14 protein-coding genes are annotated in these 13,094 nt (G+C 49.2%); 9 read left to right on the top strand and 5 right to left on the bottom strand.

The genetic code is table 11. From position 1 onward, the window contains the following. Window positions 1-56: 56 nt before the first annotated feature. Together psbZ and ribH are read left to right on the top strand one after the other, a co-directional pair. A complete protein-coding gene (gene psbZ / locus P4D80_RS05735; protein WP_421657980.1) occupies window positions 57-245 on the top strand; it encodes a photosystem II reaction center protein PsbZ in 189 nt (62 codons plus the stop codon). Between the two features lie 367 nt (window positions 246-612). Then, on the top strand, window positions 613-1,194 hold the full coding sequence (gene ribH / locus P4D80_RS05730; RefSeq protein WP_421657979.1) for a 6,7-dimethyl-8-ribityllumazine synthase: 582 nt from the start codon (window positions 613-615) through the stop codon (window positions 1,192-1,194). 172 nt (window positions 1,195-1,366) lie between these two features. Here the strand turns inward: ribH and P4D80_RS05725 are convergent, their stop codons facing one another. Continuing rightward, the gene (locus P4D80_RS05725; RefSeq protein WP_421657977.1) at window positions 1,367-3,214 is read right to left on the bottom strand and encodes a mechanosensitive ion channel family protein; all 1,848 of its coding nucleotides are present in this window, start codon (window positions 3,212-3,214) and stop codon (window positions 1,367-1,369) included. Window positions 3,215-3,406: 192 nt separating this feature from the next. Here P4D80_RS05725 and crcB point away from each other — a divergent pair, with 192 nt between their 5' ends. The 4 genes from crcB to P4D80_RS05705 all read left to right on the top strand — a co-directional run bounded on the left by crcB (window position 3,407) and on the right by P4D80_RS05705 (window position 4,854). Further along, the gene (gene crcB, locus P4D80_RS05720; protein WP_421657975.1) at window positions 3,407-3,796 is read left to right on the top strand and encodes a fluoride efflux transporter CrcB; all 390 of its coding nucleotides are present in this window, start codon (window positions 3,407-3,409) and stop codon (window positions 3,794-3,796) included. Window positions 3,797-3,904: 108 nt separating this feature from the next. Then, window positions 3,905-4,081, top strand: coding sequence for a hypothetical protein (locus P4D80_RS05715; protein WP_421657974.1), 177 nt, complete (start codon window positions 3,905-3,907; stop codon window positions 4,079-4,081). Further along, window positions 4,074-4,511 (top strand): PrsW family glutamic-type intramembrane protease, encoded by a 438-nt coding sequence (locus tag P4D80_RS05710; RefSeq protein WP_421657973.1) that lies wholly within the window; start codon window positions 4,074-4,076, stop codon window positions 4,509-4,511. Before P4D80_RS05715 ends, P4D80_RS05710 begins: the two co-directional genes overlap by 8 nt. Continuing rightward, window positions 4,477-4,854, top strand: coding sequence for a PrsW family glutamic-type intramembrane protease (locus tag P4D80_RS05705; RefSeq protein ID WP_421657972.1), 378 nt, complete (start codon window positions 4,477-4,479; stop codon window positions 4,852-4,854). Before P4D80_RS05710 ends, P4D80_RS05705 begins: the two co-directional genes overlap by 35 nt. A gap of 122 nt (window positions 4,855-4,976) precedes the next feature. Here the strand turns inward: P4D80_RS05705 and P4D80_RS05700 are convergent, their stop codons facing one another. Both P4D80_RS05700 and P4D80_RS05695 read right to left on the bottom strand, forming a co-directional pair. Further along, window positions 4,977-5,480, bottom strand: coding sequence for a CU044_2847 family protein (locus P4D80_RS05700; RefSeq protein ID WP_421657971.1), 504 nt, complete (start codon window positions 5,478-5,480; stop codon window positions 4,977-4,979). Next, entirely contained in the window at window positions 5,447-6,334 is an 888-nt protein-coding gene (locus tag P4D80_RS05695) for an MBL fold metallo-hydrolase (RefSeq protein ID WP_421657969.1), read from the bottom strand. The genes P4D80_RS05700 and P4D80_RS05695 overlap by 34 nt, the downstream gene beginning before the upstream one ends. Before the next feature lie 430 nt (window positions 6,335-6,764). On the opposite strand from P4D80_RS05695, the gene P4D80_RS05690 reads away from it, so the two are divergent. After that, a complete protein-coding gene (locus P4D80_RS05690) occupies window positions 6,765-7,265 on the top strand; it encodes a CRR6 family NdhI maturation factor (RefSeq protein WP_421657968.1) in 501 nt (166 codons plus the stop codon). A 125-nt stretch (window positions 7,266-7,390) separates the two neighbouring features. Here the strand turns inward: P4D80_RS05690 and P4D80_RS05685 are convergent, their stop codons facing one another. Next, window positions 7,391-7,567 (bottom strand): hypothetical protein, encoded by a 177-nt coding sequence (locus P4D80_RS05685; RefSeq protein WP_421657967.1) that lies wholly within the window; start codon window positions 7,565-7,567, stop codon window positions 7,391-7,393. A gap of 831 nt (window positions 7,568-8,398) precedes the next feature. Here P4D80_RS05685 and P4D80_RS05680 point away from each other — a divergent pair. Further along, on the top strand, window positions 8,399-9,748 hold the full coding sequence (locus P4D80_RS05680; RefSeq protein WP_421657966.1) for a hypothetical protein: 1,350 nt from the start codon (window positions 8,399-8,401) through the stop codon (window positions 9,746-9,748). 185 nt (window positions 9,749-9,933) lie between these two features. Here P4D80_RS05680 and P4D80_RS05675 read toward each other — a convergent pair whose 3' ends face one another. Beyond that, on the bottom strand, window positions 9,934-10,875 hold the full coding sequence (locus P4D80_RS05675; RefSeq protein WP_421657965.1) for a lysylphosphatidylglycerol synthase transmembrane domain-containing protein: 942 nt from the start codon (window positions 10,873-10,875) through the stop codon (window positions 9,934-9,936). A gap of 176 nt (window positions 10,876-11,051) precedes the next feature. Here P4D80_RS05675 and P4D80_RS05670 point away from each other — a divergent pair, with 176 nt between their 5' ends. Next, window positions 11,052-12,644, top strand: coding sequence for a B12-binding domain-containing radical SAM protein (locus P4D80_RS05670; protein WP_421657964.1), 1,593 nt, complete (start codon window positions 11,052-11,054; stop codon window positions 12,642-12,644). Window positions 12,645-13,094: the final 450 nt, after the last annotated feature.

Genomic DNA, 13,094 nt, shown 5'->3' with positions numbered 1-13,094 from the left:
CCTGAATTAACAACCCTACTTGCCTAGTCTTATCGCCGCATCGGAGAAGCAAAGTTATGACCATTCTGTTCCAGCTCGTCCTGGCCTTTTTTGTTGTTCTTTCCTTTATTATGGTTATTGCTGTTCCAGTAGCCCTGGCATCACCTCAAAACTGGGACCAATCCCGGCGGGTGATTTTGTTAGGTTCTGGTGTTTGGGCAGGGCTTGTGATTGTGCTGGGTGTTTTGAATTTCCTGGTGGTCTAATTTAGACAGATTTGAAAATCGCTCCCTGATATCAACACTAAATAAGATGATCGTAAGCTCATCAGCAAAATGCCGAAATAGTTTTTGCTGATTGAGAGACATTGACATCTATAGCGTTCACAGATATAGCGATCCTATTTGTTTGGTTTATGAGAAAGGATTCTATGGGAATCCTTTCTCATGAAGCTTTTCGATCTCATGACTGATTCAGGACTGCTATAGTTTGTGGGTAGTGCTCAAATCATAATGATTTTTCAGTTTGAAATGTTGGTGGCCAGCACCGCTTATCATTACCTCTTGAGGTCTACCAGTTTGTGAACCCCTGCACCCCGTTCAAATTTCCAAGAAGGATCGCTATAGAGCAATAATGGCAGTTTTTGAAGGAACGTTCACACAGTCTGATCAATTTCGGTTTGCGATCGTCATCGGGCGGTTTAACGATTTGGTGACAGGCAAGCTTCTGGAAGGTTGTCAGGACTGTTTGAAGCGTCATGGTGTCGATGTTAATCCTGACGGCACCCAGGTCGATTATGTCTGGGTGCCTGGGAGTTTTGAGGTACCGCTGGTCGCCCGGCAACTGGCTCTGACCAGTCGATATGATGCCATTATTTGTCTGGGAGCTGTGATTCGGGGACAGACTCCTCATTTTGATTATGTGGCGGCAGAAGTGTCGAAGGGCATCGCTGCCGCTGGATTTCAAACTGGGGTGCCGGTCATCTTCGGAATTTTGACAACCGATACAATGCAGCAAGCCCTAGAGCGGGCTGGCATCAAGAGCAACCTGGGTTGGAGTTATGCCATGAGTGCGCTAGAAATGGCAAGCCTGATGCGTCAGGTAAAAGGACTGGGAGGAGCGGAGCACTATGGTAATAGCCTGAGTGGAACTTCTACCCCTACATTGCCAGCGTCAATAAAAAGCGCAGCCACTTCCGAGGCCACTCCTGAGTAGGGATCTAGTGCAGGATGGTAGAGATAACTGCTCAGTTGTAATGTGGAGGGGTGCTCATCCAAACAATTGGCGGATGGAATCCTCTGCCTGGGGGCGCAGCTCCCATTCCTTCTTCTTATTAATTAATTGGGTGCAGCTACTTAGATAACTTCATCGCGTATAGAAATAGCCGCTATCGCTTGCTTCCATCCTCGGACGCCGTCTCTTCCACCTCCCGGCCATTGGCTGAGCCACTGTTAGAAGCGCTATCTCCTCTAACCCAGGAGTCTTGTTGAGGCTTGCCGATCGCAATTCCATTCTCATCAAACGCGAGCCGGATGCGACGGCGAAACTCGCGCCCAACCGCCCACTGCTGCCCTGGCTTAGTTTTGATCCAGACTCGAATCAGCATCCCGACATGAGAAATGCTGTCCACTCCCAATACTTCGGGTGAGTCAATCATGCGATCGCGCCATTCAGGTTCGTTGTGCATTTGCTCAGTCACTTTACGAATCACGTCAAGGGCATGGTTGATATCAGTGTCGTAGGCCACTTCAATTGAAAAATCTACCCTGGACCAGGTGCGCGTCAGGTTTCTGACCTGGGTTATGGCACTGTTGGGGATGGTAATCAGGCGCCCTTCACCATCCCGCAGTTGGGTAATCCGGAGGTTCATGTTTTCCACCAGACCAGAGTCATTGCCAATGGAAACCACATCTCCTACAGCATACTGGTCTTCCATCAGAATCAAGAATCCATTTACCACATCCCTGACCACGTTTTGGAAACCCAGGGAAATAGCGAAGGCGATAATTCCACCGATCGCCAGTACTGACCCAACTGGAAACCCAAACACTCTCAGCGCCCAGGTAATTCCAATGATGTAAACCAAAAAGGTTTTTAGCCCTTTAAGGGCACCCACAGTGGTAGAAATTCTAAGCGCTTCGCGATGGTCATCTCCATTGCTAAATAAATCGCTCTCGTCCCAAAATTTTCCCAGGTAGTCAAGTGCGATGTCTCCAATCCGAATCAGGAGACCCGTGACAAACCAGACCAGTAGCAAATTGAGTGGAATGCTGAGAATTTGGACAGAAAGTGGTCTCGTCCAGGGAAATAGCGCCAGAATCAGACCGGTCCCTCCCACCCAAACCGTCAGTTGGGCCCAAAAAGCCAGCCATTTAAGAAAGGCAACGAAGCTTCGTCTGCGTTTTAGGGTAAATTGCCGTCTCAATGCGGATTGAAAGGACAACTGGCGAGCCTCTGAAGCGGGTTTGCCAGTTGTCTGTCCAGGCGGAGAACCTGTTTGGGCCGCTTCTGCCGCTTCCCGTTCTCGCAATGCCCGTTCTCTACGGTTCAAAAACTGTTGCAGCAAAAACACGAGCAGGCTAACAATCACCATTCCCAGAAAGATTGGCAGAGCCCGGCGAAGCTGCTCATCCAGGGTTGTCCTTGTTCGCTCTTTAAGGGCTTCTCGCAGGCTGGTGCTGATTTTTTGCTGCATGAATTCTGTGACTTCATCAATAGGCTGCCCATAGAAAGCAGCATCCGATTGGGTCACGGTCAGGATATTGAGCGGTTCGGGGTGGTTCTTGTCTTTGACAAAGATGACGTTTTCATTGTTGAGGGTGGATGCATAAACCTGTAGGGTTTCCAGGTCATAGTTGGTTTTTGCCCTAATTCCCCGATGGGAGAGTGAGACGTCATCTTCAATCACCCGACTGAGGTTGGCCTCGATCTCGTCTACCCGTTCTTCAACAGGAATCAGGTTTCCAGGATTGCTGCGATCTCGCACGGTAGGCGATGCCACCTTAAACAACGGTTCTCCATTAAAATTCACCGTTGCCACCTCAATTGCACCGTACCGCTCAACCCCAGCAGGAGGATTGGAGGAGGTTAAATTGGTTGGGCTGGGGATAGGCAACTGACCCACAGCCGCGGGAATCCATCCAACTACCATTGCAAACGTCAGCAGGCTAACCAGAACAAAACTGATGAGTGGATGGAACCGCCGGGGGCGATCGCCAGTGAATCTTTTAGACATGTTTTGTATCAACATGTTTTTTGGAGAGTATTGCATTGCCAATCTTAACCGGGATTCACTTCGCGCCTTTGCCAATCTAAGATTAGGACATTCTTTGTAAGAACCCTCTATCGATAGAAACGTGAAATGATCGTGAGTCTATTGCACGGTCTCCTGGCCACAGTTCATAGAGTGACTGGAGTGTTCTCTAGTGTGGATCCAGCAATACGGGCTCCACTTGCCATCAGTCTGGGAGCAATCCCTGGGGCGCTCAGTCGCTACTACCTGACGATATGGCTGGCTCAGTGGTTGGGTAGCCATTTCCCCTACGGCACCTTTTTCATTAACTTGACGGGTGCCTTAATTATGGGCTTTTTTGTAACCTTTACCCTAGAGCGAGCAATTCACTCTCCTGATTTGCGATTGCTGATTGCCACAGGATTTTTAGGTTCTTACACAACCTTTTCAACCTATGCACTGGACACAATGAATTTGATGCAGTCCGGTCATCTGTGGCGATCGCTCTTCTACTGGCTGGGCAGTGCTGTCTTTAGCGTCGTCTTCGTTAGTTTAGGCAGTTTTTTAGCCAAAAAGATCGGGTAAACTCCGAACCCGTGCAAACTTTGGAGAGCCGAATGAAAGTGTGGATTGCAGATTGATAGGATTCAAGTTTAAGGTGTCAGAAGCCAGGAAGCAGGAGCCACAAGCTAGATGGATAACGAACCCCTCAAAGACTCTGATAGACAACCTCCCGCACGATTAAGCGGTCAGTGGAATGTTCGCTTTGAAGATGTTGTACCCTATAAAGAAGCTCTTAAACCGGAACTTTACAACCACGGTAGTGCGCGGTTTCTCATCTTTTTTTGGATTGTTTCCGCTGTTGGTTAGCCTGCTTGGGTTTGGTACAGGGCTGCAAGACACCGCCTGGCTATTGGGAATTTACTACGCTTGCATTTGGGGGGTGGTTTTACATAACCTGATTGACCCCGCCCACTTTTCCTGGGGCAAAACGCTGACCTGCGTTGGGTTTGTCATTATCGTTGGCATTCCCTTGCTTTTGGTGCTTCAAAGAATTCTTCCCTTTAGTCTGCTTTATGGGGGCATTCGTGAGGGGGGGGTTGGGACACTTATTGGCTTTGTGCTGGGTGTTGGAGTGCTGGAAGAATTTATCAAAGGGTTGCCCGTTTACCTGTTTCTGGTCAATCCAGGAAAGGTGCGTGATCCCTTAACAACTGCATTTTACGGAGCCATGTCGGGGTTGGGTTTTGCAATTTCGGAAGGGGGTGAACTATTCGTTGCAATATGCCATTGGCTTTAGCGAAGAGTTTACGATGGCGCTGCAAGAGATGGACCGCGAAATTTTGGGAAGCAGCATCGGGACTTTTCTTCTGGTGACAACCATTCGCGTCGTCTGTTTACCCCTGTTTCATGCTATCTGGGCAGGGATTTCAGGATATTTTTTGGGTCTCTCCGCCTTCAGTCGATCGCAAAAATGGGCCATTATTCTCACCGGATGGGCGATCGCGGCAGTACTCCACGGTCTCTACAACACCTTCTCCAGCAATCTTCTGGGGCTCATTGTGATGGCTTTTTCCATCCTGCTGTTTCTGACCTATCTCCGCAACAGCCAGAAAATGATTCGAGGTGCAAGGGAAACTTGAATGGCTACAGGCAGCGCGAGCGGGAGGGCAAGGAGGAAGGAGACAGGAGACAGGAGTTAGGGGACAGGGATTGGGGACTGGGGGCTAGGGATCAGGTATTGGAACAAATCAGAACTCGGAACTCAATCATGAACTACGGGTGCTGGCTGATTAAAGGAACACTTGACCGTGAGCTTGAGATTGCTCTGAGCTTTGCCACTGGCAATATAGGGAATGCCTGCATCGGCACTGACGTTGACGCCAAATTCCAGGGTCACCTCATCAACGTTTGCAGAACCAAGATTTTTGAAGGCATTCAGGCAGTAAACCGTATAGGTGCGGATGGTACTCTGCACCATTTGCATCGACTGGGCAGGATTAATTTGGGTAGGTACCCCTATCCCCTTCGCGCCGCTCCGTCGCTGTTCTCCATTCTCTGCAAATGGGGGTTGGGAAGCAATGCTTGCTGTTTCGGCTTCTTCCTGCGCCTCAATGTACAAAACTGCACCGTCTTCTAATTGAACTGGAATTAATTTTGTCAAAGAATTTCCTGCCAGTCGGGTCACTGCCATCATTCCCCAAAATGGCTGTTTCAGTTCAGGGGGCAAACCCCTCAGGGGCGATCGCCCTTCTGTGACTCCATCCACTGAATGCAGCGTTCCATCTGCTGCCGCATGGTTTCCCGGTCAGTATGATAGCGACGGCCATGGCCCGGCAGTACCCATTCAAAGGAGTAGTTTGCTAGCTTCTGCATGGAGCGAGTCAGCTCTGCCCAGGAGTACCAGCAGGCATAGCGGAAAGCAATCAGGTGTCCCCAGTCATCGGACCAGGCCAGGTGGTCTCCTGTGAACAGAAAGGTTTCGTCGTAGAGTAGAACAGTATGCCCCCTGGTATGACCGGGAACCGGGATGATAAGCAGGTCGGGGGCGAGTTGCACGGACTTCTGACCGGAAAGCTTGATTTCAACCTCACGGGTGCCATTATTGATTTCGTCGCTGTGGAGAATACGTTCACAGCCAAAATGCTGGTGAAACTTCTGATGATCCGCAACATCATCCCGGTGCGTCAGAAACAGGTAGCGCACCCCGCCCATTTCTTCTAACCGTTTGACCAGAGGCGGCGCAAATCGGGGTGAATCGACCATGACATTCCCCTCTGGCCGTTGGATTAAATAGCTGGCCGCACCATAGGAACTTTCAGCATGGTAGCCGCAGTGGTAGACGTTGGCCGCGATCGCAATTGGAATACTCTGCTGCACAGCCTTAATATCTGCTGGCTTTTCAACAGTACCGATGGAAGCGGTTGGGCAGGACAGAAGTGCTTGCATTGCCCGTAAACGTTCCTTTTCATTGGCTGGCTGGTGATAAACAGCCGATTGGTCGCCCGCCTCATGGAAAACTTCAGGTGTCATCCAGCGGCAGGTATCACAGTCAATGCAGGTGCTATCTACGTAAAAGTCTCCGCTTACATTTTCAGAGCGGCGTTGATTGAGGTGAGCCATGGGAGGAGAAGGTGAGGAGAGTGAGGGAGTGGAAGGGTGAATGAGTGGACGAGGGGGAGGGGGAGGGCGCAAAGGAGCATCCATCTACTCATTGACCCATCCACCCCTCTCCCCCTTCTCCCTTCACCCTGTCCTGTTGCATTCAACAAAAAGTACAGCTATAGCCACCAGGCTTAGGACGAGGTGTAGGGGTTTCACCCCTGGCAGCCCCCACTCCCTCTCTAATTCCAATGTCCTGAGCAACCTGGCGACAGCTATACATCCAGTGATTTTGATGTTAGCGAATCCCTCCGAAATCGTGTTTTTTTCCAGGGAATAGCGTTCAGTCTATTGATAGAGCAAATCCAAACGATATTTTATAGACCACAATTCAAAGGAAGATGGAAGGGGTAGATAACCTGTTGTCCATGTTGATTTTGCAGCACTCACCATGACCATCACGATCGCCCTCAATGCTCTCTCTATCAATACTCTGAACCTGTCTTCTGCGCAGGCCGTGATTGACCCCTTGTTGCAAGAGGGAGCGATCGCCAATCATGAACAACACATCCAGTTTCAAATTGACTACCCCAAAGAACCGGAAGATCCCCGTGAACTGCCAGAAATTCCCGAAATCCGGCTGTGGTTCATTTATCTAGATTCTCTCTATCCCTGGCTACCCTTTCTGCTGGATTGGAAAGCAGGAGAACTGGCCCGCTACACCGCAATGCTGGTGCCCCATCAGTTCCACCCCAAGGACGGCATTCAATACAACCCGGAAGCCTTAGAGATTTTTGTTATGCAGAAAATTTTTGTACTGCACCGATGGTTGAAACAGCAGGGAATTGAAGGTCGATCCAGATTGAAAGCGATGGCACAAATGTTTGGCTACGAACTGGATGACGGCCTGTTTGATCTGCTCGATATTCAGCCGCCGCGAAATCAATCATAATTTGTTTCAGTATTTCTAACCAATTGATTGTTTCCTGGGATACAGGATAACTCTCAGGGATTTACGTCTCAAAGTGCCGCTTACGGCTGACATAGCTTGACCACAATACGTCTTAATCAAAGGCGTTAGGGCAAAGGCGTTGGAGCATTGATGGCGATCGCCCCAGAAGTCGCAAAGAAGGCAGCAAGCATAGGAGGTGAGAGTTTCGCGTAGTTCTTAACAAAATCCTCATCAATAAAGACTGGGCAAAATTCTGATTTTTCCTTAAGATTAGGCGTTTCCCCAGCTTTCTTAGGACCCATCTGAAAACGATAGCGATCCTGCTTGAAATTTGAACATGGTGCGGGGGCCACCTCTGTGTGGGTGAAGCCCACCTCTCCTTTGTTCACAAACTATGTATGAACGCTATAACATTGCAACTGCTCAAATCCCAATAGGGTAAGCGTACCCCCTTGCATAAAGGGTTTTTGGATAGGCACCTAGTAAGAGCGGACAAAGCCCATTTCTGCCCTGCTTTTTTAGGACGGAATGTATTCGCGAATACTTTTTTGCCGTGTTTTATAGAACCCGGTGAGAGAACTTCTCAATTTGTCTGGCAGTTCAGAAAGGTCTACTGTTACGTCAGGGCATGTATCTAGTTAAAATTTCAGGAAAGATGAGTATTTTCACTGAATGTACTCTCAACATATCTGGGCATCACCATCCATGCAAAATCGTCGCTTTGTGACAGTTATCACTGGTTCTTCGCCAAACAATCACACTCTCTGGAGTTCCTTCATCACTCAGCCTTGTAGACAAATACCCGATGATAATGAAACGTTAAGTGTTTTCACGATAGGTCGATTGAAAAAGGTATTACGCAATGCTGGCTATCTCCCTCCTGTTGCCAATTTCTATACCATCTCTCTGCGGTAACCGATACTTAGCTACCCGGCCAAACAGTTAGAAGCTCCTGGCAGGTTAACCTCATGGGCGGGTAGAAAAATTTTATGCAGAAGATGAATGCGATTGGGTTTCACGGAATCAATGGGGACGGTCGCTACCCATTCAAGGCTTTATTACCACCCAGAATTCACCAATCCTGAGTACCTATGATCATCAGGGATGCTCCGTATAATACTCATTCGAATCCAATGGAACCGACCATCAGGCTGAGTAGACCAGGACGGCATATTCAGCAATCCCAAGAAGCCATCTACAGCCTTCTACTGGAAATCGTCAAAAAATGGCCCCCGGAGGAAGTGTTACTGGAGTTTAAACGTCTCTTCATTTACCATGTTGACTCTGTTAGTTCTGATGCAATGCAGTCGTTGTATGAAATTGTTTTTTCAAACAACGAAGAGGAATTTAGAAACACACTCAAGCGATGCTGTTATATTTTGGTCAATAACTGGGATGCAACCCGTAACTACAAGCCGATTCAGGAGTTAATTCAAGCATTCTCAGATACGGCCATCACCCGTAATACCTCTTCCCCAATCCTGAAGCGATTGCGCCAGTGGGTGGACAATTTCATAAAGAGCAAAGACTTTGACGAACTCAAACTATTTGCATCCCGCTATGAAGACCATGAGCGGGGCCCCTGGACTTCGCGATACACTTCCTATTTGCTAGTACCGCAATACATTGATCTGAGCAACCCGATTGAGCAGCGAGAGGCGGCGAGGGCTTTGTCAAAGCAGTTGAAAGATCGGTTTAAGTTTGATCTGGCAATGTATATTGCACGGGCGCAAAGCAATACACCCGCTGCACGCACTCCCAAGAACCCAACTGTACTGGGTGATGAGGTGCTTCGTCTGATTAAGGCGATCGTGGCAAAACGAGGACCGTTTAGCTACGCTAATCTGGCAAACATTTTTGTCAACCAAATCAAAAATTTAACTTACAAAGATTTCAAGCAGAGCCTTCAGCAGTATTTAATCTTTTCGGTTGAAAATCCAGAGTTTGTCGAATCGCTGCAAGTAAAGCTGTCAGAGCGAATGGATGATCTGTACAGTAGCCATGATGGAGAAATTATCACCAACGCATTGATCTTGCGGACATGCAACCGGGTAATTGAGTATTTGACCACTGAGAATCAAAGTGAGCCTTCTCAATTGTTTGTTTTGCTGCTGTCCCAGGGGAACCCGGTTACGCTGGTCATTGTTCTGCTAAAAATCATCCTCATTTGCAAGCACGCCCGCACTCACCTGGAAGCCTGTATTGCCCGGTTAATCAAGTACTACCAGGACTACCCGGAAGATGAGTGTACCTGGGTTGTGAACTTCCTCGAAGTCTTTAATGTGACGTTTGCTATCCACGCAGAGAATGTGCAGTACAACCTGATCAAGATGGAGGTTGACGAGCCTCAGCCAGCGCCCATTTTTGACCCTGACAAGTACCGTATCTTCTCCCAGTTGAAAAATGAGCCCAGGTTTGACCTGTTCCCAGAAATTATTGACTCCGAACAGTTACTACCGATGGATGATGTGGTAGCTTCGTAAAAAGCTTTGTTAATTGACACCAGCCCCCAGTACTTAGCCCCTTCTGGTATAGCTGTCGCCAGGTTGCTCAGGACATTTTGGTTTTAAGGGGGTGTGGGGGCTTCGCTCCCAGCCAGGAGTGGAACCCCCTGCACCCCGTCCTAAACCTGTTGGCTATCGCTATAACTGACATCTGCCGGAATGGATTATTGCCTGGTTTGTAGGCGTTGTTCATCAAGCCAGGCGAGTCCTGCTCCGATCGCTTCTGCCAGAACGCTAATCAGCCGATAGAGGGCGACGACACTCAGAAGGGTACCAGGAGAGATGGTTTTACCCAAGAGGGCGATCGCCGTTGCCTCAAACACTCCAATACCGCCGGGAGCACCGGGAACAACCAGCCCCAACAGCCAGGAAAGGCTAAAAACGCTGACCAGCAGCGGAATTTCATCCAGTTCAATTGGGCTAATCGCCCAGAAAGTAAGCAGGAACCCCATGCTACGTAGCATCAAAAACCCCAATTCACCAGCAAAGGGAACTAACGGGTAGCTGGTCAGTTGAACCGGGGAAGGGGGTTCTTCACCAGCATTTCCTTTTTGTTTCAGTTTGCTGAGCAATTGCACAATGGGATTGAGTACTCTGGGATGGAGTGCCACCAGAACAAGCAGTAACCCCAACCATTGAGCGAGAACACCGCCAGGACCAAAACGAGCAGCGATTTGGTGGCTGCACAGGATCGCTACCAGAAGGGCAGAGGCAGCCATCAGCAGGGGTTCCAACAAAACACTGACCGTTGCAATTTCCAAGGCAATTTCAACTCTGGTTGCAACAACGATTCGACCGTAGAAATGCCAGACATTTCCGGGTATATATTTAGCGATATTGGTTTTCAGGTAAGTTTGAATTGCCCAGCCAGGGTTGACCGACTGCTTGAACGCTTGCAGAATCAGGCTCCAGACCCAGCCTGCGCAAATATGGGCCAGAAGGGTAATACCAAGGGCGATCGCCAGCCATCCCCATCCCCTCGCCTCGACTCGAACCGCCGCTACCTGCTGCCAGTTGTCCTTCAACACCTTCCCCAGGAAGAATAACGTTCCACCCAGAATGAGCCAGCGGAGGTAAGGCTTCAGACGCGAAATCAGTAGCTTCATGGAGGAGTCAAAATCTTAACGTCTTCTTCCAGATGTTCCAAGAACAGTCTAAAGTCTGAAGCTCACGGCACAAATGTTTGCTAAGAATGGCATCGTTCTCCGATAAAATTGGTGAAACCAAGTATCCTGGAATGGCTCAGCTTGAGCCAGTTGTTTCATGTGAGGCTTAGCCCTAAATGCGAGTGTTGCTCCTGTACCCTCTGTTTCCCAAAAGCTTTTGGTCGTTTGAAAAAATTTTGGAGCTGGTCGATCGCAAAGCGTTGATGCCTCCCCTGGGCCTTGTGACAGTAGCCGCCATATTACCTCAATCATGGGAATTTAGACTGGTCGATCAAAATGTTTGTCGTATCACCGAAGCAGACTGGGACTGGGCCGATCTGGTGATTCTCTCTGCCATGATTGTGCAGAGAGAAGATTTTTTGTATCAAATCCGGGAAGCTAAACGACGTGGAAAGCGAGTCGCAGTAGGAGGTCCCTATCCCACGTCATTACCCCACGAAGCCCAGGCCGCAGGAGCCGATTACCTGATTTTGGACGAAGGCGAAATTACGCTGCCCATGTTTGTGGATGCCTTGGAGCGGGGAGAACCGAGCGGCATCTTCCGTGCCAACGGTGAGAAGCCTGATGTCACCACAACTCCCATCCCACGCTTTGACTTACTTGACTTCAAAGCCTATGACAATATGTCGGTTCAGTTTTCGCGCGGTTGCCCCTTCCAATGCGAATTCTGCGACATCATTGTGCTGTATGGACGCAAACCTCGCACTAAAACGCCTCAGCAACTCCTGGCAGAACTGGAGCAGCTATATGAGTTGGGTTGGCGGGGTGCTGTTTTTATGGTGGATGACAACTTCATTGGCAACAAGCGAAACGTGAAGCTATTTTTGAAAGAACTCAAGCCCTGGATGGTTGAGCATGGCTATCCTTTCCGGTTTCAAACTGAGGCTTCTGTTGACCTGGCGAAGGATCAGGAGTTGATGGACTTAATGGTGGAATGTGGTTTCAATGCCGTCTTTTTGGGAATTGAGACGCCTGATGAAGAAAGTCTGACGCTGACTCAGAAATTTCAGAATACGCGAGATTCCCTCTCAGACTCGGTAGAGACTATCATCCGTTCTGGATTGAGGGTAATGGCTGGTTTCATTATCGGATTTGATGGAGAGAAACCGGGAGCGGGCGATCGCATCGTTCGCTTTGTTGAACAAACAGACATTCCCGGCGCGATGTTTGGCATATTGCAAGCCCTTCCCGATACTGCACTCTGGCACCGACTGAAGAAAGAAGGTCGTCTGCGTAACCAGGATAGTAAGATTGACCAGGCCACATTGATGAATTTTGTGCCAACTCGCCTGATCGAAGAGATTGCCAGGGAATATGTCGCTGCCTTCTGGACCCTGTATGACCCCATGTGCTACCTGGAACGAACCCACCGACATTTCCGTAAAATGGGGGCTCCTACCTACTCCGGTACCTCTCGAAAAATCGATTGGGTCAGTGTTCGAGCGCTGCTGAAAATTGCCTGGCGTCAGGGATTCGTTCGCAAAACCCGTCTCAAATTCTGGCTCAATTTGTTTGATATTGTGCGGCACAACCCCAAGGTTTGGACGGATTATCTGGCTGTTTGCGCTCACATCGAACACTTCTTGCACTACCGCGAGATTGTGCGCAACCAGATTGAGACTCAACTAGCAGAGTACCTGGCCAATGAAGGAAGGCTTGCAGCGCTAGCCACCGATGGGAACGAAGGAAAGGCTGCGATCGCCAGTTAATCAAGAATGGAGTTGAATTGGGTACACTCTACAATCTATGAATCAAGAAACCAGGAGCCAGAAGACGAAAGGATCTTAGCTTCTAGTCTCTAGCTTCTTTTTTTCCAAATCAGGTATGCATAAATCAGGTATGCATAGTATGTAGCTGTCGCCAGGTTGCTTAAGACGTTGGCTTTAAGGGGGGGTTTGGGAGCGCAGCCCCCAAACAGAGGTTATAGCTCTACGCGGGTGCATTAGGACATTGGAATTAGAAAGGAGTGGGGGTTTCGCCCCCAGCCAGAGGTTTCACCCCTGCACCCCGTCCTAACCATACCGCTATAAATCCCTGCATCCTGTCCCAAGGCTAGTGGCTATCGCTACAGCCTTACGCGGGCGCTTTAGGGCATTGGAACTTGAGGGCATTGGAATTAGAGATGGAATGGAGTCTGTGCCTTCAGCCAGGAGTGGAAC

The sequence above is a fragment of the Leptothermofonsia sp. ETS-13 genome (genome assembly GCF_049200465.1).
Taxonomy (GTDB): Bacteria; Cyanobacteriota; Cyanobacteriia; order Leptolyngbyales; family Leptolyngbyaceae; genus Leptothermofonsia.
This window is presented reverse-complemented; position numbering and strand designations above follow the sequence as displayed.

Bases quoted from the DNA above. Each gene is read 5' to 3' on its own strand.
- P4D80_RS05680 (WP_421657966.1), top strand. From the start codon at position 8,399: ATGGAACCGACCATCAGGCTGAGTAGACCAGGACGGCATATTCAGCAA.
- ribH (WP_421657979.1), top strand. From the start codon at position 613: ATGGCAGTTTTTGAAGGAACGTTCACACAGTCTGATCAATTTCGGTTT.
- P4D80_RS05685 (WP_421657967.1), bottom strand. From the start codon at position 7,567: ATGGGTCCTAAGAAAGCTGGGGAAACGCCTAATCTTAAGGAAAAATCA.
- P4D80_RS05690 (WP_421657968.1), top strand. From the start codon at position 6,765: ATGACCATCACGATCGCCCTCAATGCTCTCTCTATCAATACTCTGAAC.
- P4D80_RS05715 (WP_421657974.1), top strand. From the start codon at position 3,905: ATGGATAACGAACCCCTCAAAGACTCTGATAGACAACCTCCCGCACGA.
- P4D80_RS05675 (WP_421657965.1), bottom strand. From the start codon at position 10,875: ATGAAGCTACTGATTTCGCGTCTGAAGCCTTACCTCCGCTGGCTCATT.
- psbZ (WP_421657980.1), top strand. From the start codon at position 57: ATGACCATTCTGTTCCAGCTCGTCCTGGCCTTTTTTGTTGTTCTTTCC.
- P4D80_RS05695 (WP_421657969.1), bottom strand. From the start codon at position 6,334: ATGGCTCACCTCAATCAACGCCGCTCTGAAAATGTAAGCGGAGACTTT.
- P4D80_RS05670 (WP_421657964.1), top strand. From the start codon at position 11,052: ATGCGAGTGTTGCTCCTGTACCCTCTGTTTCCCAAAAGCTTTTGGTCG.
- P4D80_RS05725 (WP_421657977.1), bottom strand. From the start codon at position 3,214: ATGTCTAAAAGATTCACTGGCGATCGCCCCCGGCGGTTCCATCCACTC.